At 64.0% G+C, this 19,072-nt stretch carries 18 protein-coding genes and 1 pseudogene; 15 read left to right on the forward strand and 4 right to left on the reverse strand.

Going from position 1 to position 19,072, the window contains the following annotated elements:
- Positions 1–14: 14 nt before the first annotated feature.
- Positions 15–1,646, forward strand: a complete 1,632-nt coding sequence (locus SBA_RS08825; RefSeq protein ID WP_224547502.1) for a CTP synthase — start codon at positions 15–17, stop codon at positions 1,644–1,646.
- A gap of 50 nt (positions 1,647–1,696) precedes the next feature.
- On the opposite strand, the gene SBA_RS08830 is transcribed toward SBA_RS08825, so the two are convergent.
- Genes SBA_RS08830 through SBA_RS08840 form a run of 3 tightly spaced genes read right to left on the reverse strand, consistent with a single transcriptional unit; the run spans position 1,697 to position 3,527 of the window.
- Positions 1,697–2,080 (reverse strand): type II toxin-antitoxin system VapC family toxin, encoded by a 384-nt coding sequence (locus SBA_RS08830; RefSeq protein ID WP_261936583.1) that lies wholly within the window; start codon positions 2,078–2,080, stop codon positions 1,697–1,699.
- Positions 2,077–2,334, reverse strand: coding sequence for a type II toxin-antitoxin system Phd/YefM family antitoxin (locus SBA_RS08835; protein WP_261936584.1), 258 nt, complete (start codon positions 2,332–2,334; stop codon positions 2,077–2,079). The genes SBA_RS08830 and SBA_RS08835 overlap by 4 nt, the downstream gene beginning before the upstream one ends.
- Positions 2,335–2,387: 53 nt before the next feature.
- Positions 2,388–3,527, reverse strand: coding sequence for a PQQ-dependent sugar dehydrogenase (locus SBA_RS08840; protein WP_261936585.1), 1,140 nt, complete (start codon positions 3,525–3,527; stop codon positions 2,388–2,390).
- A gap of 266 nt (positions 3,528–3,793) precedes the next feature.
- Between SBA_RS08840 and rimP the strand changes: the two genes are divergently transcribed.
- The 9 genes from rimP to SBA_RS08880 all read left to right on the forward strand — a co-directional run bounded on the left by rimP (position 3,794) and on the right by SBA_RS08880 (position 12,266).
- Entirely contained in the window at positions 3,794–4,318 is a 525-nt protein-coding gene (gene rimP, locus SBA_RS08845) for a ribosome maturation protein RimP (protein WP_224547494.1), read from the forward strand.
- Between the two features lie 14 nt (positions 4,319–4,332).
- A complete protein-coding gene (nusA, locus tag SBA_RS08850) occupies positions 4,333–5,907 on the forward strand; it encodes a transcription termination factor NusA (protein WP_224547492.1) in 1,575 nt (524 codons plus the stop codon).
- 216 nt (positions 5,908–6,123) lie between these two features.
- On the forward strand, positions 6,124–6,786 hold the full coding sequence (locus SBA_RS08855) for a DUF448 domain-containing protein (protein ID WP_224547489.1): 663 nt from the start codon (positions 6,124–6,126) through the stop codon (positions 6,784–6,786).
- A gap of 81 nt (positions 6,787–6,867) precedes the next feature.
- Positions 6,868–9,450 carry a translation initiation factor IF-2 gene (gene infB / locus SBA_RS08860; RefSeq protein WP_261936586.1) on the forward strand — a complete coding sequence of 861 codons (2,583 nt, stop codon included), beginning with the start codon at positions 6,868–6,870 and terminating at the stop codon, positions 9,448–9,450.
- 126 nt (positions 9,451–9,576) lie between these two features.
- Positions 9,577–9,975, forward strand: coding sequence for a 30S ribosome-binding factor RbfA (gene rbfA, locus SBA_RS08865; protein ID WP_261936587.1), 399 nt, complete (start codon positions 9,577–9,579; stop codon positions 9,973–9,975).
- 35 nt (positions 9,976–10,010) lie between these two features.
- Complete coding sequence (locus SBA_RS25275) at positions 10,011–10,190, forward strand: AbrB/MazE/SpoVT family DNA-binding domain-containing protein (protein ID WP_390902412.1); 180 nt, start codon at positions 10,011–10,013, stop codon at positions 10,188–10,190.
- Between the two features lie 25 nt (positions 10,191–10,215).
- Positions 10,216–11,130, forward strand: a complete 915-nt coding sequence (locus SBA_RS08870) for an alpha/beta hydrolase (RefSeq protein ID WP_390902413.1) — start codon at positions 10,216–10,218, stop codon at positions 11,128–11,130.
- A 9-nt stretch (positions 11,131–11,139) separates the two neighbouring features.
- The gene (locus SBA_RS08875; protein ID WP_224547484.1) at positions 11,140–11,718 is read left to right on the forward strand and encodes a thymidine kinase; all 579 of its coding nucleotides are present in this window, start codon (positions 11,140–11,142) and stop codon (positions 11,716–11,718) included.
- Positions 11,715–12,266, forward strand: coding sequence for a GNAT family N-acetyltransferase (locus SBA_RS08880; RefSeq protein WP_261936589.1), 552 nt, complete (start codon positions 11,715–11,717; stop codon positions 12,264–12,266). Before SBA_RS08875 ends, SBA_RS08880 begins: the two co-directional genes overlap by 4 nt.
- On the opposite strand, the pseudogene SBA_RS08885 reads toward SBA_RS08880, so the two are convergent.
- Positions 12,259–12,954: pseudogene (locus SBA_RS08885) on the reverse strand (HAD family hydrolase). The gene SBA_RS08880 and the pseudogene SBA_RS08885 sit on opposite strands and share 8 nt — an antisense overlap.
- A 99-nt stretch (positions 12,955–13,053) precedes the next feature.
- Between SBA_RS08885 and truB the strand changes: the two are divergent.
- From truB to SBA_RS08910, 5 genes are all read left to right on the forward strand, one after another.
- Positions 13,054–14,100, forward strand: a complete 1,047-nt coding sequence (gene truB, locus SBA_RS08890) for a tRNA pseudouridine(55) synthase TruB (protein WP_261936590.1) — start codon at positions 13,054–13,056, stop codon at positions 14,098–14,100.
- A complete protein-coding gene (rpsO, locus tag SBA_RS08895; RefSeq protein ID WP_119745455.1) occupies positions 14,101–14,370 on the forward strand; it encodes a 30S ribosomal protein S15 in 270 nt (89 codons plus the stop codon).
- A 297-nt stretch (positions 14,371–14,667) separates the two neighbouring features.
- On the forward strand, positions 14,668–17,004 hold the full coding sequence (pnp, locus tag SBA_RS08900) for a polyribonucleotide nucleotidyltransferase (protein WP_224547479.1): 2,337 nt from the start codon (positions 14,668–14,670) through the stop codon (positions 17,002–17,004).
- Positions 17,005–17,161: 157 nt separating this feature from the next.
- Positions 17,162–18,181 (forward strand): sensor histidine kinase, encoded by a 1,020-nt coding sequence (locus SBA_RS08905; protein ID WP_261936591.1) that lies wholly within the window; start codon positions 17,162–17,164, stop codon positions 18,179–18,181.
- A 54-nt stretch (positions 18,182–18,235) separates the two neighbouring features.
- Positions 18,236–19,024 (forward strand): outer membrane protein assembly factor BamD, encoded by a 789-nt coding sequence (locus tag SBA_RS08910; RefSeq protein ID WP_224547476.1) that lies wholly within the window; start codon positions 18,236–18,238, stop codon positions 19,022–19,024.
- The last annotated feature ends 48 nt before the right edge of the window (positions 19,025–19,072 follow it).

A 19,072-nucleotide genomic window follows, 5' to 3' on the forward strand; every position in this document is an offset into this window, starting at 1 on the left:
AAGCCTCTCCTCCCATGACGCGGTATATTTTCATCACCGGCGGCGTGGTCTCCTCGCTTGGCAAAGGCCTGATGGCCGCTTCGCTTGCAGCGCTGCTGCAGGCGCGAGGTTTCCGTGTGCGAATCCGGAAATTCGACCCCTATCTCAACGTCGATCCGGGCACGATGAGCCCGTATCAGCATGGCGAAGTCTATGTGACCGACGACGGGGCGGAAACCGACCTCGACCTGGGCCATTATGAGCGCTTTACCGGCGTATCGGCGCGCCAGAGCGACAATGTGACGCAGGGCCGCGTCTATCAGACGATCATCCAGCGCGAACGGCGCGGCGACTATCTGGGCGCGACGGTGCAGGTGATCCCGCACGTCACCGACGAGATCAAGGCGTTCGCGCTGGCCGACACCGACGATATCGATTTCGTCCTCTGCGAAATCGGCGGCACGGTGGGCGACATCGAATCGCTGCCCTTCATGGAAGCGATTCGCCAACTACATAACGACCTGGATCGCGGCCAGTCGATCTTCGTCCATGTGACGCTGGTGCCCTATATCGCGGCGGCGGGCGAGCTGAAGACCAAGCCGACCCAGCGCAGCGTGCGCGACCTGACCTCGCTGGGCATCCAGCCCGACATCCTCCTGTGCCGTTGCGAGCATCCGCTGCCCGACAGCGAGCGTCAGAAGATTGCACTGTTCTGCAACGTGCGTCCCGAAGCGGTCATCCCCGCGCTTGACGCCAGCAGCATCTACGCCGTGCCGCATCAATATCACGCCGAAGGGCTGGACGAGGAAGTGTTGCGCGCCTTCGGCATCAAGGATGCGCCCGTGCCCCAGCTTGCCCGCTGGGACGACATCATGGATCGCCAGCAGAACCCCGAAGGCGAAGTGACGATCGGCGTGGTAGGCAAATATGTCGGCCTGCTCGACGCCTACAAGTCGCTGTACGAAGCGCTGAACCATGGCGGCCTGGCCAACCGGGTGAAGGTCAAGGTCAAGTGGATCGACGCCGAATTGTTCGAGAAGGGCGACGACATTGTCGCCAGCCTGGAGCCGATGCACGGCATCCTGGTGCCGGGCGGCTTCGGCGTGCGCGGGTCGGAAGGCAAGATCGCCAGCGTCAAATTCGCGCGCGAACGCAATGTGCCCTTCTTCGGCATTTGCCTGGGGATGCAGATGGCCTGCATCGAGGGCGCGCGGAACACCGCGGGTATCGCCGATGCCTCCACCACCGAATTTGGCGATACGTCCGAGCCGGTCGTCGGCCTCATCACCGAATGGATGAGCGCGGAAGGGTTGCAACAACGCACCGCCGACACCGATCTGGGCGGCACGATGCGGCTGGGCGCCTATCCGGCGAAACTCACCGGCAACAGCGTTGTCGCGGGTATTTACGGCACCGACGACATCAGCGAACGGCATCGCCATCGCTATGAAGTCAATGCTGGCTATCGCGAGCCGCTGGAAAAGGGCGGCCTGATCTTCTCGGGCATGTCGCCGGATGGCACGCTGCCCGAAATTGTCGAGCGGCCGGACCATCCCTGGTTCGTGGGCGTGCAGTTCCACCCGGAATTGAAGTCCAAGCCGTTCGACCCGCATCCGCTGTTCGCCAGCTTCATCGAAGCGGCGGTCAAGCAGAGCCGGTTGGTGTAAAAGGAAACGGGGCCGGATGGCCCCGTTTTTCGTTCAGGCGATGGTGCGGTTCAAAGGGCGGATATGACATCCGTCTGCGCAAAATCATTGCCCACAAAGAGCAACGGGCAGTTGCGCGTGGTCGCCAGTTCATAGGCGAAGCAATCGCCGTAATTGAGACTGGCGGGATGCATGCTTTTTCCCCATCTGGCGTAGGCGTCCGCCGCGCGCCGGGCGGAATCCGGTGTCAGCGCCACTATGTCGATGTCGAGTTCCCCGATCAGACGCTCGGCCTGCCGACTGTAATTGCGCCGAAGGGCAACGATCAGAGTCTCCGTTAAGGTGCCCGATGACATGATCAGCGCGTCATCGCTTCCCAACACTGCTGCGCAAACATCCGCTTCCGCTTCATTCAACAGGAGAGCCATAATCGCGGACGTATCGATCGCGATCAATCTGGCAGACCTTCATCATCATAGAGAAAGTCCTGGCTTCGCGCCGCACAGGGGCCAGGGGAAGCGATCCTTGCCGCTTCCGCCCGAATGGCCTCGATCAATGCGCGTCGCGACTTCGCATCTACCTGCGCCTTGATGGGAACGAGGCGAACGGCCGCGTGGCCATGACGGGTGAGGATGACTTCGTCACCCGCTTCGGCGCGCCTGACCAGGTCGGTCAGTTGCGCCTTGGCGTCGGACACGGAAATTTTCATCTCGTTCGCCCTATGCAATTAAGGCATGATTATGGACTATCTAATGGTCCAAATCAAGATGCTGCCGGCGTCAGTTTCAGCATCCGCCCCTGCGATCCTTCCTTGCCGTCCTCCAACAGCCACAGCGCGCCGTCTGGCCCTTGCTCCACTTCGCGGATGCGGGCGCCCATGTCCCACTGGTCGGCCTTTTCCGCTTTCTCGCCGTCCAGCTTCACCCGGACGAGGCTCTGGCTGGACAGGCCGCCGATGAACAGCGAGTTCTTCCACTGTGGGAACATGTCGCCCGCATAATAGAGCAGGCCGCCGGGCGAGATGACCGGATTCCACCAGACTTTGGGTGCCTCGAACCCGTCGCCCGCCTTATGATCGGGAATGTCACGGCCGTCATAATGGCTGCCGTTGGACGCCTTGGGCCAGCCATAGTTGAGGCTGGGTTTGATGAGGTTCACCTCATCGCCGCCCTTTGGTCCCATTTCCTGTTCCCACAAGCGGCCATCCTTGTCGAAGGCGATGCCCAGCAGATTGCGATGACCATAGGACCAGATGGCGGGATGGAAGCCCTTGGCGGCGAGCGGATTGTTCGCCGCGGGCGTGCCGTCCAGGTTCAGGCGCAGCACCTTGCCCAGCGTCGCCTTGGGGTCTTGCGCCGGGTCGAACTTCTGCCGCTCGCCATTGGTGAAGAAAAGATATTGGCCATCGGGCGAGAAAGCGATGCGGCCCGAATAATGACCGTTGCCGTCGACATAGGGGCTGGCGCGAAAGAGGACGGTCACGCCATCCAGCTTCGTCGTGCCGTCGCTGGCCTGATTGAACGCGCCCTTGGCCAGCGCCACGCCTTTCACCCCGTCACGTTCCTCCGAAAAGCTGAAATAGACGGCCTTGTCCCTGGCGAAGGTCGGCGACAGCACCACGTCCATCAGGGCGCCCTGGCCCGCGCTGTCGACCGCCGGGATGCCTGCGATCGGGATCTTGGTGCCGTTCCTGGGATCGAACAGGATCATCTCGCCTGCCTTCTCCGTCACCAAGGCGCGTCCGTCGGGCAGGAAGGTCATGGCCCAGGGCGAATCGAAATCGGCGATGACGGAGGTCTTGAAGGGCTTGTCTGCCGCAGCGGCGCTGTTCTGGCCGGTGGCGTTCTCGGCCGAACAGGCGATGAGGATGAGGGGCAGGGCGGTCATAATAGCTCGGGTCATAATTTTCTCCGTTCGCCCTGAGCGAAGTCGAAGGGCTATGCTGAGCATGGCGAAGCACCTCTCTTCGTTCGGTGGAGGGCTTCGACTTCGCTCAGCCCGAACGGTTAGAATACAACAAGACGAATAATGTTGCAGATTGCGTGGCTCACGCCTATATCGCCCTTGCTTCCTTACATCGTCAAACATGTCAGGGTCGCAAGCGGAACGCTTGCGGCGCTTGTTAGGTGTACGGCAGGGGAAGCGCGCATAGAGTTTCTGGAGATTGCATGGCGGACATCGCCCTATTGACCGCGCTGATCGAACCCGAGGTAAAGGCCCTGGGCTTCGACCTCGTGCGGATCAGGCTGTTCGGGTCGGGCGACGAGCATACGTTGCAGATCATGGCCGAAGACCCGAAGACCAAGCAACTGGTCATCGAGGATTGCGCTGCCATCTCGCGGCGTATTTCGGACGTGATGGATGAGGTCGATCCGATCGAGGAGGCCTATCGTCTGGAGGTCAGTTCGCCCGGCATCGACCGGCCGCTGACCCGGCTGCACGACTTCATCGAATGGGCCGGCCATGAGGCCAAGATTTCCGCGACCGAGATCGTCGAGGGACGCAAGAGCTTCCGCGGCGTCCTGAACGGGGTCGAAGGCGACGACATATTGTTTACCGACGCGAAGAGTGGCGACGTCGTCATTCCCTTCGCTTTGGTCAGCGACGCGAAGCTGCTGCTGACCGACGCGCTCCTTTCTGCTACAATGCCGCTTTCCTCCGATGGGGCGGATGATTTTGAAACCGAAGAATAAGGGTTCATAAAGCCATGGCCAACGCCATTTCCGCCAATCGGGCCGAACTGATCGCGATCGCCAACAGCGTCGCCAGCGAAAAGATGATCGACAAGGCGATCGTCATCGAAGCGATGGAAGACGCGATCCAGCGCGCCGCCCGCGCGCGCTACGGCGCTGAAAACGATATCCGAGCCAAGCTGGACCCGGAAACCGGCGACCTGCGTCTGTGGCGCGTCGTCGAAGTGGTCGAGCTGGTCGAGGATTATTTCAAGCAGGTCGACCTCAAGCAGGCGCAGAAGCTGAAGAAGGACGCCGTGATCGGCGACTTCATCGTCGACCCGCTGCCCGCGATCGACTTGGGCCGCATCGACGCCCAGTCGGCCAAGCAGGTGATCTTCCAGAAGGTCCGCGATGCCGAGCGCGAGCGCCAGCATGAGGAATTCAAGGACCGCGTGGGTGAGATCATCACCGGCGTCGTCAAGTCGGTCGAGTTCGGCCATGTCGTCGTCAATCTGGGCCGGGCCGAAGGCGTCATCCGCCGCGACCAGCAGATTCCGCGCGAAGTCGTTCGCGTCGGTGACCGCATTCGCTCGGTCGTGCTGAACGTCCGCCGCGAAAATCGCGGGCCGCAGATTTTCCTGAGCCGCGCGCATCCCGAGTTCATGAAGAAGCTGTTCGCCCAGGAAGTCCCCGAAATCTACGACGGCGTCATCACCATCATGGCCGCCGCCCGCGATCCGGGCAGCCGCGCCAAGATCGGCGTCATCAGCCGCGACAGCAGCATCGACCCGGTCGGCGCCTGCGTCGGCATGAAGGGCAGCCGCGTGCAGGCCGTCGTGCAGGAAATGCAGGGCGAAAAGATCGACATCATCCCTTGGTCGGAAGATACCGCGACCTTCGTCGTCAACGCGTTGCAGCCCGCACAGGTCAGCCGCGTCGTCATCGACGAGGAAGAAGAGCGGATCGAAGTCGTCGTTCCCGACGATCAGCTGTCGCTCGCCATCGGCCGCCGCGGCCAGAATGTCCGCCTCGCCAGCCAGCTGACCGGCAAGGCGATCGACATCATGACCGAGGCCGACGCCAGCGAGAAGCGCCAGAAGGAATTCGTGTCGCGCTCCGAGCTGTTCCAGAACGAACTGGACGTGGACGAGACGCTGTCGCAGTTGCTGGTCGCCGAAGGCTTCGGCGAACTGGAAGAGGTCGCCTATGTCGAGATCGACGAACTGGCGGCGATCGAAGGCTTTGACGACGAACTGGCCGGCGAGTTGCAGAACCGCGCGCTCGAAGCGCTGGAGCGCCGCGAGCAGGCTGCGCGCGAAGAACGCACCAATCTGGGCGTCGAGGACGCGCTGGCCGAGATGCCGCATCTGACCGAAGCGATGCTGGTCACGCTGGGCAAGGCGGGCATCAAGACGCTCGACGACCTGGCCGATCTCGCCACCGACGAACTGGTGCAGAAGAAGCGCGTCGACCAGCGTCGTCGCAAGTCGGACGGCGGCAGCGAGGACAAGGGCGGCATATTGGCCGCCTATGGTCTCTCCGACGAGCAGGGCAATGAGATCATCATGGCCGCCCGCGCCCATTGGTTCGAAGACGAGGAAGCCTGAGCCTCCATGTCTTTTATCGCCCTCCGCCCGACTGGCCACGCGATCATCGCCGACGCCATCCGGTCGCTCACCGAGCGGCCGGAAGGGCTGGCGGCTGTCCTGTCCGGCTCTCCAACAAGGGAGGACGCCTATGTTGCGGACACTCCCCGATGAGAGAATAGCGCCTCTCGACAGCGTCGGACTTGCCCTTTCATCCGTTTTGGCGGAGGGGCGCGCATGACCGAACGCAAATGCATATTGACCGGCGACCGAGCCGACCCCGACACGCTGGTTCGCCTGGCGGTGGGGCCGGAGGGTCAGGTGCTGCCCGATATTCGCGCCAAGGCGCCGGGGCGGGGCGCCTGGATCGGCGTATCGCGCGCCGAGTTGGAAACCGCGCTGGCCAAGGGCAAGCTCAAGGGCGCGCTCGCCCGTGCGTTCAAGGATAGCGCCCTCCAGATATCCGACGACCTGCCGGCGATGATCGAGTCCGGGCTGCGCAAGACGCTGCTGGACCGGCTGGGGCTGGAATCGCGTGCGTCGATGCTGCTGACGGGGTCCGAAAAGATCGACGTCGCGTGCCGCAAGGGGCAGGTGCGGTTGCTGCTCCATGCCGCTGATGCGGCGGCTGACGGCAACCGGAAACTGGACCAGGCGCTGCGCGTCGGGCAGGAGGCCGAAGGTACGGATTTGGCGGGTATCGTCTTGCCTGTGGACCGGGAGGCCCTATCTATGGCAATGGGGCGCGACAATGTCGTCCATATCGCAGTAACCGACTCGCGTGCGGCGTCGCGTCTGCGTGCGGCCATCGGCCGCTTGGAAAGCTATCTGGGTTGCGCTAACGGGGCGCCTGTACAGGGGGAGCCTGACTCCACCGATGTGCCGGGCGTGGTCGTTTAGGTTAAGTTCGGATGTGAATTTGTTAAGGGCGCCGACGGGCCTTTCCGGTCGGAGCGGAAGTGAAGGGTTAAGTTCAGTCGTATGAGTGACAGCAAGGAAGACAAGCCGGTTCTGGGCCGCAAGCCACTGGGCATCAAGCGGACCGTGGAATCCGGTCAGGTGCAGCAGCAGTTCAGCCATGGCCGCAAGAATACGGTCGTGGTTGAAGTGAAGCGGCGCCGCGTCCTGGGCAAGCCGGGTGAGACGACCGGTGCTGCCCCTGCGGCTGCGCCCCAGGCCGATCCCACTCCGGTCGCGCCGCGCCCGGCCGCGCCTGCGCCGCAGCAGACCCGCGCGCCGCAGCCTGCGCCGGTGCGCCAGTCGCCGCCGCAGAGCCTGATGTCGCGTCAGGAATTGCAGGCCAAGCTGCTGCGCGAGGCTGAGGAAGCCCGCATGACCGCGCTGGAAGATGCGCGCCGTCGTGAGGATGCCGCGCGTCTCGCCGCCAGCGAGGAAGAAAAGCGCCGCGCCGAGGAAAATCGCCAGGCGGCCGAAGCGCCGCCGACGCCCGAGCCGGTCGAACGGGCTGCGCCCGAACCGGTCGCCGAGGCCGTCGCGCCTGCGCAACCGGCTACGGAAGAGGCCGCAGCGCCTGCCGCGCCCGCCGAACAGGAGCGGCCCGCCACGCCCGCGGCCGCCGCGCCGCCGCCGCGCCGCTTCACCCCGGTCACGCCGGTCAAGCGCCCCGAGCCGACCAAGCCCGAACGCGCCAAGAAGGGCGAAGATAATCGCCGCCAGGCCGGCAAGCTGACCGTCACCAAGGCGCTGGCCGATGACGACAGCGCCCGCGCCCGCAGCCTTGCAGCGCTCAAGCGCGCCCGTGAAAAGGAGCGTCGCGCCCATTATGCCGGCGGTGCGCAGCAGCGCGACAAGCAGGTCCGCGATGTCGTGGTGCCTGAAATCATCACCGTGCAGGAACTGGCCAACCGTATGGCCGAAAAGGGCGCGGACCTGGTCAAGTCGCTGTTCAAGATGGGGCAGGCGGTTACGCTCAACCAGCCGATCGATCAGGATACGGCGGAGTTGCTGGTCGAGGAATTCGGTCACCGCATTCAGCGCGTGTCCGACGCCGACGTGGAAATCGGCATCACCGGCGATGTCGATGCGCCTGAAACGCTCAAGCCTCGCGCGCCGGTCGTCACCATCATGGGCCATGTCGATCACGGCAAGACTTCGTTGCTAGACGCCTTGCGCGGGACCGACGTGGTCGCGGGCGAAAGCGGCGGCATCACCCAGCATATCGGCGCCTATCAGGTGACGACCAAGGGTGGCGATGTCATCACCTTCCTCGATACGCCGGGCCATGAAGCCTTTTCGGAAATGCGCGCCCGCGGCGCCAACGTCACCGACATCGTCATCCTGGTGGTGGCGGCCGACGACGGGCTGATGCCGCAGACGATCGAGGCGATCAACCATACCAAGGCGGCCGGCGTGCCGATGATCGTGGCGATCAACAAGTGCGACAAGCCCGAAGCGAACCCGCAAAAGGTGCGCGAGCGCCTGTTGAGCGAGGAGATCGTGGTCGAGGATATGGGCGGCGACGTTCAGGACGTGGAGGTTTCCGCGCTCAAGAAGACCGGCCTTGACGAACTGATCGAGAAGATACTGCTCCAGGCCGAAGTCATGGAGCTGTCCGCCAATCCCGATCGCGCCGCCGAAGGCAATGTGATCGAGGCGCAGCTCGACAAGGGCCGCGGTGCGGTCGCTACCGTGCTGGTGCGCAAGGGTACGCTCAAAGTCGGCGACACCTTCGTCATCGGCGCGGAAAGCGGCAAGGTCCGTGCGCTGGTCAACGACAAGGGTCAGCAGGTGAAGTCCGCCGGTCCCTCGACCCCGGTCGAGGTGCTGGGCCTGTCCGGCGTTCCCAAGGCGGGCGACCAGCTCACCGTCGTCGAGAATGAAGCGCGCGCCCGCGAAGTCGCCGCCTATCGTCAGGAGCAGATCACGCTCAAGCGGACGGCGTCTGTGCCGACCAACTTCGAGAGCATGTTCTCGGCGCTCAACACGACCATGATCGAATATCCGGTCGTGATCCGTGGCGACGTGCAGGGGTCCGTCGAAGCGATCGTCACTGCGCTGAACCGCATTTCGACCGACGAGATCAAGGTGCGTATCCTCAGCTCCGGCGTCGGTGCGATCACCGAAAGCGACGTTACGCTGGCCGCTGCCAGCCGCGCGCCGCTGATCGGCTTCAACGTCCGTCCCAATGCCAAGGCGCGTCCGATGGCCGTGCGCGAGAAGATTTCGCTGCGCTATTATGACGTGATCTACGACCTGCTGGAAGAAGTCCGCAACGAAATGGCGGGCCAGCTGGCGCCAGAGCGCATCGAAACGATCGTGGGTCGCGCCGAAGTGCTGCAGGTCTTCCCGGCGGGCAAGAAGGACAAGGCGGCCGGTCTGCTCGTCCTCGACGGCATCATCCGCAAGGGGCTCAATGCGCGCCTCACCCGGTCCGACGTCATCGTGTCCAAGACGGTCATCCACTCGCTGCGCCGGTTCAAGGACGATGTGTCCGAAGTCCGCGCGGGCATGGAGTGCGGCGCGGTCCTGCAGGATACGAACGACATCAAGCCCGGCGACACGCTGGAACTGTTCGAGGTCGAAGAGCGTCAGCGCACGCTGTAAGCCATATCCCCCTTCCGCTTGCGGGAGGGGGATTGGGGGTGGGCTCGCCCTCTCCTGAATTGCTATGGCCGGTGGGATGAGCCCGCCCCCGGCCCCTCCCGAGTAGGGAGGGGGGAGATTTAGGCTATGGCCCAACAACCCGAAGGCCCGTCCGTCCGCCTGCTCCGCGTGGGCGAACAGGTGCGCCATGTCCTGTCCGACATCCTCCAGCGCGGCGACGTGCATGACGACGTGCTGGCCAGACATGTCGTGAGCGTCACCGAAGTGCGCATGTCCCCCGACCTGCGCCACGCCACCATCTTCATCAAGTCGCTGCTGGGGCAGGATGAGGAAGCGGTGCTGAAGGCCCTGCGCACCAATACCGCCTATCTGCAGCGCGCGGTCGCCAGTCGCATCGCGCTCAAATATGCCGCCAAGCTGAAATTCCTGGCGGACGACAGCTTCGACGAGGGCAGTCATATCGACAAGCTGCTGCGTCAGCCCAAAGTGGCGCAGGATCTGGTGAAGGACGAGGGCGAAGAATAATTGCGGTGCCTGTGCTTCTACCGCATAGTCGCCGCATGAAGCTGATCGTCAATCGCGATAACCGGGTCACTTTGCCAGCCGCGCTTCGCAGGCTGTTGGGTCTGCGGCCGGGGGATGCGGTCCAACTGTCAGTTCATGATGGCGGCCTTCTTATGCGCCCGGCGATCGGGATGCCCATGCCGGGGCGGCAAATCGGGACGGTTCCGGTTGCATAGCAGCGTCATTCGGCGAGTCTCGATCATGTGGGGGTTATCGGTGCGGACATTATCGGGGTTTGCAGTTGCGGCCATACTCGCCGCGTCGTCGCCCGCCTTCGCCAAGGAGCCGGCGATCCATCCTGCCGTCATCGCCGATCCCAGACCTGACGCCGCCTATCCTGCCAGCATGAGTGCCTTCGTCATCCCCGCGCAGGACGGGGCGATGAACGCGGTCATGTACACAGCCGCGGGCGCAGGCATCCACCCGACGCTGCTGCTGCTCCACGGCTTTCCCGGCAACGAACAGAATCTCGATCTGGCCCAGGCCGTCCGTCGCGCCGGGTGGAATGTGCTGACGCTCCATTATCGCGGCAGTTGGGGCAGCCCCGGCATATTCTCCTTCGCCAACGCATCGGACGACGCCTTCACTGCGCTGCAATATCTCCAGCAACCCTCCATCGTCGCCAGATATCGCATCGACACCAGCGCGATCGTGGTCGCCGGGCACAGCATGGGCGGCTTCATGGCCGCCGATGCCGCCGCGGCCGATCCGCGCGTCGCCGGGCTGTTCCTGATCGATCCCTGGGACCCGGCGCAGACCGTGGCGGCGCTGGCCACGCCGGAAGGCGAGGCGGGGTGGAAGGCGGAAGTGGCGAGCGACCTGCCGCCGCTCCATGGCGCGACCTATGAGGGGCTGACCGGCGAGATCAAGGCCGACGGGCAGAAGTTCGACCTGGGTCGCCGCCTGGCCGGCTATGGTCGCCGTCCGCTGACGCTGTTGGGCGCGGAAAAGGGGATAGGCGCCATGGCGCGCAAGGCGGCTGCCGATGCGCAGGGCGCCAATCCGGACGCGCGGCTGATGGTCTGGCCGACCGATCACAGCTTCTCTGACAAGCGGATCGCGCTGGCCGACGCATTGGTGCGTTTCCTGGCTGGCGTCGCACCGACGATCCGCTAATCGGCGCCGATGGCGAAACTCTATTTCTACTATAGCTCGATGAATGCGGGGAAATCGACCACCCTGCTGCAATCCGACTTCAACTATCGCGAGCGCGGCATGGACACGATGCTGTGGACTGCCGCGCTCGACGATCGCTTTGGCCGTGGGCGGATCGTGTCGCGCATCGGGCTGGAGGCGCTTGCCGCTCTGTTTGATCCGCAGGTCGATATCTTCGCCGCCATTGCTGCCCGGCACGGCGCGACGCCGCTGTCCTGCGTGCTGGTGGACGAGGCGCAATTCCTGACCGAGGCGCAGGTGTGGCAGTTGGGCGGAGTGTGCGACCGGCTCGGCATTCCGGTCCTCTGCTACGGCATCCGTACCGATTTCCAGGGGCAGCTTTTCGCCGGCAGCGCCGCGCTGTTGGGATTGGCCGACACGCTGACAGAGATCAAGACGGTGTGCGATTGCGGCCGCAAGGCGACGATGAACCTGCGCGTCGATGCGGGCGGACGGCCGATCCAGCAAGGCGCGCAGACCGAAATCGGCGGCAATGATCGCTATGTCGCACTATGCCGCCGCCACTTCGTGGAGCAGATGCGGCGATGACCCGCATCGAACGCCTGCTTGCGCCGATCGAAGCGCCCGGCCTGCATCTGGAACAGTTGCGCGAAGCGCATCGCGAGACGCTGCGCCCGCTCTGCCCGGCGGACGATCCGGTGTGGGAGATTTTTCCCAGTAACTGGGCAGGCGCGCATTTCGATGCGATATTCGATGCGACCCTCGCCAATCCCGATCGCTGTCCTTTCCTGATCGTCGCCGACGGCGCCGCTGTCGGCATGTCGGGCTATCTGCACATCCACGCGGCCGACAATTGGCTGGAACTGGGCGGCACCTATATGACGCCATCCGCGCGCGGCACCGGGCTGAACGGCCGGATCAAGCCGCTGCTGATCGGGCGCGCATTGGAATGCGGCTTCACCCGTATCGAATTTCGCATCGACCAGCGCAACGTCCGCTCGCAAAAGGCGGTCGAAAAGCTGGGCGCGGTGCGCGAGGGAGTCCTGCGCAAGCAGCGGGTGACCTGGACCGGCCATGTCCGCGATACGGCGATCTATTCGATCCTGGCCGATGAATGGCGGGCGCGCATTAGCTGATCGTCGCGATCCAGTCGGGCAGGTCGGCCAGCCGCTCCAACTGGATGAAGCGTTCATGGCTGGATGGCGCCGTGGCGCTTTCGTGCGACCAGCCGCCTTCCTGCGGGATGAAGGCAGCCCATGCGCCGGCCTCCAGCGCTGGCAATATGTCCGATCGCATCGAATCGCCCGCCATAACCGCCTCGTCCGGCGCGATGCCCAGGCGGGCGAACAGGGTGCGGAACGTGTCCGCTTTCTTGTCGCTGACGATCTCTATGCCCGAAAACAGGTCGCCCAGGCCCGACGCCGCCAGCTTGCTTTCCTGATGCAGCAGGTCGCCCTTGGTCACCAGCACCAGCGGGCCGACTTTGGCCAGTCGCGCCAGCGTGTCCGCCACGCCGTCGAACAGCTCTACCGGATGGGCGAGCAGCGCACGGCCCGCCGCCAATATCCCCTCGATCATCGACCTGGACAGCTTGTCGCCAGCCAGGTCCACCGCCGTCTAGATCATCGACAGGGTGAAGCCCTTCGCCCCATAGCCATAGAGCGGCAGGTTGCGCGTCTCGCAGGCGATCAGCCGCTCGCGCGTCATGTCGGCTTCCGCAAAGGGGTGCAGCATGTCGAGCAGCGCGTCTTCGGTCGCGTTGAAATGGCGCATATTGTGCCAGAGCGTATCGTCGGCATCGAGGCAGATGAGCTTGATGGTCATGGGCGCTCCTTATCGCAGGGCGGGGCGCGGGGAAATGCCGATTGGGGGGGACGCATTAAAGGCTGACAGGGCGGGGCAGGCCGGATAAGGCCCGCCGCCATGCATGGCTGGATCATTCTCGACAAACCGCATGGCCTCGGCTCCACCCAGGCGGTCAGCGCGGTCAAGCGCGCGCTGCGCGTGCAGCGGGAGCTGCTGGGCGGGACGGAAAAGTGGAAGGTCGGCCATGGCGGCACCCTCGATCCGCTGGCGACCGGGGTGTTGCCGATCGCGATCGGGGAGGCGACGAAGCTGGCCGGGCGGATGCTCGACAGCGACAAAATCTATGATTTTACCGTCGCGTTCGGTGTCCAGACCGACACGCTCGACCTGGAGGGGACGGCGATTGCGGAGAGCGACGTCCGTCCGACGCTGGCGCAGGTGGAGGCGATCCTGCCCCGCTTCACCGGCCCGATCGAACAGGCGCCGCCCGCCTATAGCGCCATCCTGATCGACGGCCAGCGCGCTTATGACCTCGCCCGCAAGGGGGAAGCGGTGGAGATGAAGCTGCGGTCGGTGACGATCCACGCGCTGCACATATCCTCGCCCCAGGGGGGAGAGGATAGCGCAGCTTGCCCGCAAGGCGGGGTAGCGCAGCTAGGAGAGGGGGAAGCAAACCCCTCTCCAACTTCGGCTAGGCAGCAAGCTGCCAAGCCTCCCTATCCTCTCCCCCACGGGGAGAGGATTTCCCAGATCACCCTGGCCGCCCATGTCTCCAAAGGCACCTATATCCGCTCGCTTGCCCGCGACATCGCGCTGGCGCTCGGCACGGTCGGCCATGTCACCATGCTGCGCCGCGTGAAGGCCGGGCCGTTCACGCTGGAAACCGCGATATCGCTGGACAAATTGGACGAAGCTGCTAAGGGCGGCGGCATCGGTGGGCTCATGCTGCCGTTGACGGCGGGGCTGGACGACATCCCGGCTCTCCCCGTCTCTCCCGATCAGGCCATCGCTCTCCGCCAGGGGAAGATACTGACCGGGATCGCCGCTGCCACTGGCCTTCATCTGGCAACCGACGGGATTATCCCTGTTGCGCTGGTCGAAATGCAGGATGGTGACATCCGTGTGGTGCGCGGTTTCAACCTGATGTCGAGGGAAGACGATTAGATGACGATTACTGCCGAGCGCAAGGAAGCGCTGATCAAGGAATATGCCCGCGCCGAGGGTGACACGGGTTCGCCCGAGGTTCAGGTGTCTATCCTGACCGAGCGGATCACCAACCTGACCGAGCATTTCAAGGGTCACCACAAGGATAATCATAGCCGCCGTGGTCTGCTGATGATGGTCAACAAGCGTCGTTCGCTGCTGGACTATCTCAAGAAGAAGGATCAGGCGCGTTACACCGACCTGATCGCCAAGCTGGGCCTGCGCAAGTAAGCCTGCTAAAAAGGGACGGCCCCATTCGGGGCCGTTTCTGATTCTGACATCCATCGTCTGGCAATTCGGCAAGGCGGCGGAATAATCGGGGGAGCGTCCCCCACACCGTTCGGGCTGAGCGAAGTCGAAGCCCTCCACTGAGCAAAGCGAAGTGTGCTTCGTCTCCGCTCAGCAAAGCCCTTCGACAGGCTCAGGGCGAACGGAGGAGAGTGTAACGCTCTCCATTCATGGAGCCGCACCGGCTCCACCAAAGGCCCCGCCCGGCAATAGGGCCGACGCGGGCGAAGGAAACAATCTATGTTCGACGTCAAGAAAGTATCCATCGAGCTGGCCGGCAAGACGCTGACCCTCGAAACCGGTCGTATCGCGCGCCAGGCTGACGCCGCCGTGCTGGCCACCTATGGCGAAACCGTGGTGCTGTGCGCCGTGACCGCCGCCAAGAGCGTGAAGGAAGGCCAGGACTTTTTCCCGCTGACCGTTCACTATCAGGAAAAATATTCCGCCGCCGGCCGCATTCCCGGCGGCTTTTTCAAGCGTGAGCGCGGCGCGACGGAAAAGGAAACGCTGGTTTCCCGCCTGATCGACCGCCCGATCCGCCCGCTGTTCCCCGAAGGTTTCTATAACGAAATCAACGTGATCGCGCAGGTTCTGTCGTTCGACGGCGAAAGCGAACCCGATATCGTGGCGATGATCGCCGCGTCGGCTGCGCTGACCCTGTCAGGCGTGCCCTTCATGGGTCCGATCGGCGCCGCGCGCGTCGGTTACAAGGACGGCGAATATCAGCTCAACCCGAGCCTTGAAGAAGTGAAGACCGGCGAACTCGACCTGGTCGTCGCCGCCACCGGCAACGCCGTGATGATGGTCGAATCCGAAGCCAAGGAACTGTCGGAAGAGGTCATGCTCGGCGCTGTCCTGTTCGCCCATGAAGCCAGCAAGAAGATCGCCAACGCGATCATCGACCTGGCCGAGAAGGCTGCCAAGGATCCCTGGGACATCGCCAAGGGCGACAATCTCGATGACCTGAAGAAGAAGCTGAAGAAGCTGATCGGCAAGGACATCACCGCCGCCTACAAGCTGACCGACAAGTCGGCCCGCTCCAACGCGCTGAACGAAGCCCGCGCCAAGGCAAAGGCCAGCTTCACCGCCGAAGGTCTGGACGCCCAGACCGTGATGGCCGGCATCAAGCTGACCAAGAAGCTGGAAGCGGAAATCGTGCGCGGCGCCATCCTGAAGGACGGCAAGCGCATCGACGGTCGCACCACCACGCAGATCCGTCCGATCGAAGCGATGGTCGGCTTCCTGCCCCGCACTCATGGTTCGGCGCTGTTCACGCGCGGTGAAACGCAGTCGATCTGCACCACCACGCTGGGCACCAAGGACGCCGAGCAGATGATCGACGGCCTGACCGGCCTGCATTATGAAAACTTCATGCTGCACTATAACTTCCCGCCCTATTCGGTCGGTGAAGTCGGCCGCTTCGGCGCGCCGGGTCGTCGTGAAGTGGGTCATGGCAAGCTCGCATGGCGTGCGCTGCATCCCGTGCTGCCGAGCAAGGACGAGTTCCCCTACACGATCCGCGTTCTCTCGGACATCACCGAGTCGAACGGGTCTTCCTCGATGGCGACCGTCTGCGGCGGTTCGCTTTCGATGATGGACGCCGGTGTGCCCCTGAAGCGCCCCGTGTCCGGCATCGCCATGGGCCTGATCCTGGAAGGCAAGGACTTCGCCGTCCTGTCCGATATCCTGGGTGACGAAGATCACCTCGGCGACATGGACTTCAAGGTCGCCGGCACCGAAGTCGGCATCACCACGATGCAGATGGACATCAAGATTGCGGGCATCACGCGCGAAATCTTCGAAGCCGCGCTGACGCAGGCGAAGGAAGGCCGCGCGCATATCCTTGGCGAAATGAGCAAGGCGCTGTCCTCGACCCGCACCGAGCTGTCGGCGCACGCCCCGCGCATCGAGACGCTGCAGATCGACAAGTCGAAGATCCGCGAAGTCATCGGCACCGGCGGCAAGGTGATCCGCGAGATCGTCGCCGAAACCGGCGCGAAGGTGGACATCGACGACGAAGGCCTGATCAAGATCAGCTCGTCCGATCCGGCGCAGATCGAAGCGGCCCGCAAGTGGATCCTCGGCATCACGCAGGAAGCGGAAGTCGGCAAGATCTATGACGGCAAGGTCGTCAACATCGTCGACTTCGGCGCCTTCGTGAACTTCATGGGTGGCAAGGACGGTCTCGTCCACGTCTCCGAAATGAAGAATGAGCGCGTCGAAAAGCCGACCGACGTCGTGTCGGAAGGTCAAGAGGTGAAGGTCAAGGTTCTCGAAATCGACCCGCGCGGCAAGGTTCGCCTGTCGATGCGCGTCGTCGATCAGGAAACCGGCGCCGAACTGGAAGACACCCGTCCTGCCCGCGAACCGCGCGAGCCGCGCAGCGATCGCGGTCCGCGTCGTGATGGCGGTGGCGATCGTGGCCCGCGTCGCGAAGGCGGCGAAGGCCGTGGCGATCGCGGTCGTGGCCCGCGCCGCGATGGCGGTGACCGTGGTCCCCGTCGTGAACGCAGCGAAGGTGGCAATGATGACGGCCCGGCGCCGGGCGGTCTGCCCGACTTCCTGACCCAGGACTAAGGGGCGCGCCGATCGTCGGATCGGCCTTCCCACAGACAAGACGGGGTGTCCGGTCCGCCGGGCGCCCCGTTTTTGCGTCCGACGGCCGCAGACTGATTTCGATCAAGGCAGGGCGCGGAAGTTCTGCTACTGTAACGATGGATAGTGGGGGTTCATCATGCAGCGGAGCAATGAGCGGTTCGTCGAACGCCTGCCGCTCGTTCTCGACCGGCCGGTCTATGCCTATATCCTGACGAGCTGTTTCTGCGCCGCTGCCCTGCTGTTGCGGATCGCGGCGGAGCCGTTGCTGCCGGTCGGCTATCCCTTCGTCACCTTCTTCCCAGCGGTCATCCTGTCGTCCTTCCTGTTCGGCGTGCGGCCCGGCCTCTTCGCGGGTATCATATGCGGCGCCATCTCCTGGTATGTCTTCATCCCGCCCTATGGCGCGTTGACGCTCAATCCGGCGGTCGCGGTCGCGATGCTCTTCTACACCGGGGTGGTCGCGGTCGACATCGCCCTGATCCACTTCATGCAGCGGGCCAATTTCAATCTGGCGGTGGAGCGGGAGCGCAGCCGCGCCCTCGCGGAAAATCGCGAATTGCTGTTTCACGAACTCCAGCATCGCGTCTCCAACAATCTGCAGGTGGTCGCGGCGATGCTCTCGCTCCAGCGCCGGCATGTCGATCATGAAGTCGCGCGGCAGGCGCTGGACGACGCCTCCGCCCGGCTGTCGCTGGTCGGTCGCATCAGCCGCGCGCTCTACGATCCGTCTGGTGCGGGTCAGGATATGCGCATTTTTCTGACCACCCTGACCACCGACATAGTGGAGGCCAGCGGACGGACCGACATTGGCGTGGTGGTGACCGCGCCGGACGGACTGCGGCTCGACCCCAACATCACCGTGCCTTTGGCGCTGGTGGTGGCGGAATCGGTCAGCAATGCGATGGAGCATGGCCTGCCCGATCGCGGCGGCGCGATCGGCGTGACGCTCGAGATGGTGGACGGCGCCCTGACCCTGCAGATCGCCGACGACGGGCAGGGCGTTGCGCCCGACTTCCAGTTGGAGCGCGGCGAATCCCTGGGTCTGCGTATTGCCCACGCGTTGGCGGCCCAGTTGGGCGGGCATTTCGCGCTGACATCGGCGCCGCAGGGCGGGGCCGTCGCCAGGCTCGACCTGCCCGTCAGGGCGGCCTGTTGACCGACGCGCATTCTGCCGCTTGGCGGCGGCGTGTCCCTCGGCTATGACCCGCCCATGCTGACGAAAACCATGACGCGCATTGGCGCGGCCACCGCCCTGGTCCTGATCGCCTCGCCTGTCCTTACCGGCTGCTCCACGTCGAAGAACAAGGCCGACACCCAATATGTCGCGCGTGACGTGTCGACCCTGTATAATAGCGGCAAGGACCGGCTGGACCGCGGCCAGTACAAGCTCGCCGCCGCCCTGTTCGATGAGGTGGAACGCCAGCATCCCTATTCGCCCTGGGCGCGCCGCGCGCAGCTCATGTCCGCCTTCAGCTATTATATGAACACCGACTATGCCGAATCCATCTCGGCCGCACAGCGTTTCCTGTCGATCCATACCGGCAACAAGGACGCGCCCTACGCCTATTATCTGATCGCGCTCTGCTATTATGAGCAGATTGCCGACGTCACCCGCGACCAGAAGATCACGCAGCAGGCGCTGGATTCACTGGGCGAACTTATCCGCCGCTATCCCGACACTCGCTACGCCGCCGACGCGCGTCTGAAGGTCGATCTGGTCAACGATCATCTGGCCGGCAAGGAAATGGAGGTCGGCCGTTTCTACCAGCGGCGCGGCCAGTGGCTCGCCGCCACGCTGCGCTTCCGATCGGTGGTCGACAAATATCAGACCACGACGCACACGCCCGAAGCGCTGGAGCGGCTGGTCGAATCCTATCTCTCGCTTGGCATCCCCGCCGAAGCGCAGAAGGCCGCCGCCGTGCTGGGCCGCAACTATCCCGGCACCAAATGGTATGAGCGCAGCTACAAGCTGATGCAGGAACATGGCGTCAAGGCCTGACGGCCTTTTTGCCTGTTCCCCTTTTGTGCGGTGATGGGTAGAAGCGCG

The sequence above is a fragment of the Sphingomonas bisphenolicum genome (assembly GCF_024349785.1).
Classification (GTDB): Bacteria; Pseudomonadota; Alphaproteobacteria; order Sphingomonadales; family Sphingomonadaceae; genus Sphingobium; species Sphingobium bisphenolicum.

Coding starts and splice junctions, on each gene's coding strand:
- SBA_RS08825 (WP_224547502.1), top strand. CDS start 15: ATGACGCGGTATATTTTCATCACCGGCGGCGTGGTCTCCTCGCTTGGC.
- SBA_RS08835 (WP_261936584.1), bottom strand. CDS start 2,334: ATGAAAATTTCCGTGTCCGACGCCAAGGCGCAACTGACCGACCTGGTC.
- SBA_RS08840 (WP_261936585.1), bottom strand. CDS start 3,527: ATGACCCGAGCTATTATGACCGCCCTGCCCCTCATCCTCATCGCCTGT.
- rimP (WP_224547494.1), top strand. CDS start 3,794: ATGGCGGACATCGCCCTATTGACCGCGCTGATCGAACCCGAGGTAAAG.
- nusA (WP_224547492.1), top strand. CDS start 4,333: ATGGCCAACGCCATTTCCGCCAATCGGGCCGAACTGATCGCGATCGCC.
- SBA_RS08855 (WP_224547489.1), top strand. CDS start 6,124: ATGACCGAACGCAAATGCATATTGACCGGCGACCGAGCCGACCCCGAC.
- infB (WP_261936586.1), top strand. CDS start 6,868: ATGAGTGACAGCAAGGAAGACAAGCCGGTTCTGGGCCGCAAGCCACTG.
- rbfA (WP_261936587.1), top strand. CDS start 9,577: ATGGCCCAACAACCCGAAGGCCCGTCCGTCCGCCTGCTCCGCGTGGGC.
- SBA_RS25275 (WP_390902412.1), top strand. CDS start 10,011: ATGAAGCTGATCGTCAATCGCGATAACCGGGTCACTTTGCCAGCCGCG.
- SBA_RS08870 (WP_390902413.1), top strand. CDS start 10,216: ATGTGGGGGTTATCGGTGCGGACATTATCGGGGTTTGCAGTTGCGGCC.
- SBA_RS08875 (WP_224547484.1), top strand. CDS start 11,140: ATGGCGAAACTCTATTTCTACTATAGCTCGATGAATGCGGGGAAATCG.
- SBA_RS08880 (WP_261936589.1), top strand. CDS start 11,715: ATGACCCGCATCGAACGCCTGCTTGCGCCGATCGAAGCGCCCGGCCTG.
- truB (WP_261936590.1), top strand. CDS start 13,054: ATGCATGGCTGGATCATTCTCGACAAACCGCATGGCCTCGGCTCCACC.
- rpsO (WP_119745455.1), top strand. CDS start 14,101: ATGACGATTACTGCCGAGCGCAAGGAAGCGCTGATCAAGGAATATGCC.
- pnp (WP_224547479.1), top strand. CDS start 14,668: ATGTTCGACGTCAAGAAAGTATCCATCGAGCTGGCCGGCAAGACGCTG.
- SBA_RS08905 (WP_261936591.1), top strand. CDS start 17,162: ATGCAGCGGAGCAATGAGCGGTTCGTCGAACGCCTGCCGCTCGTTCTC.
- SBA_RS08910 (WP_224547476.1), top strand. CDS start 18,236: ATGCTGACGAAAACCATGACGCGCATTGGCGCGGCCACCGCCCTGGTC.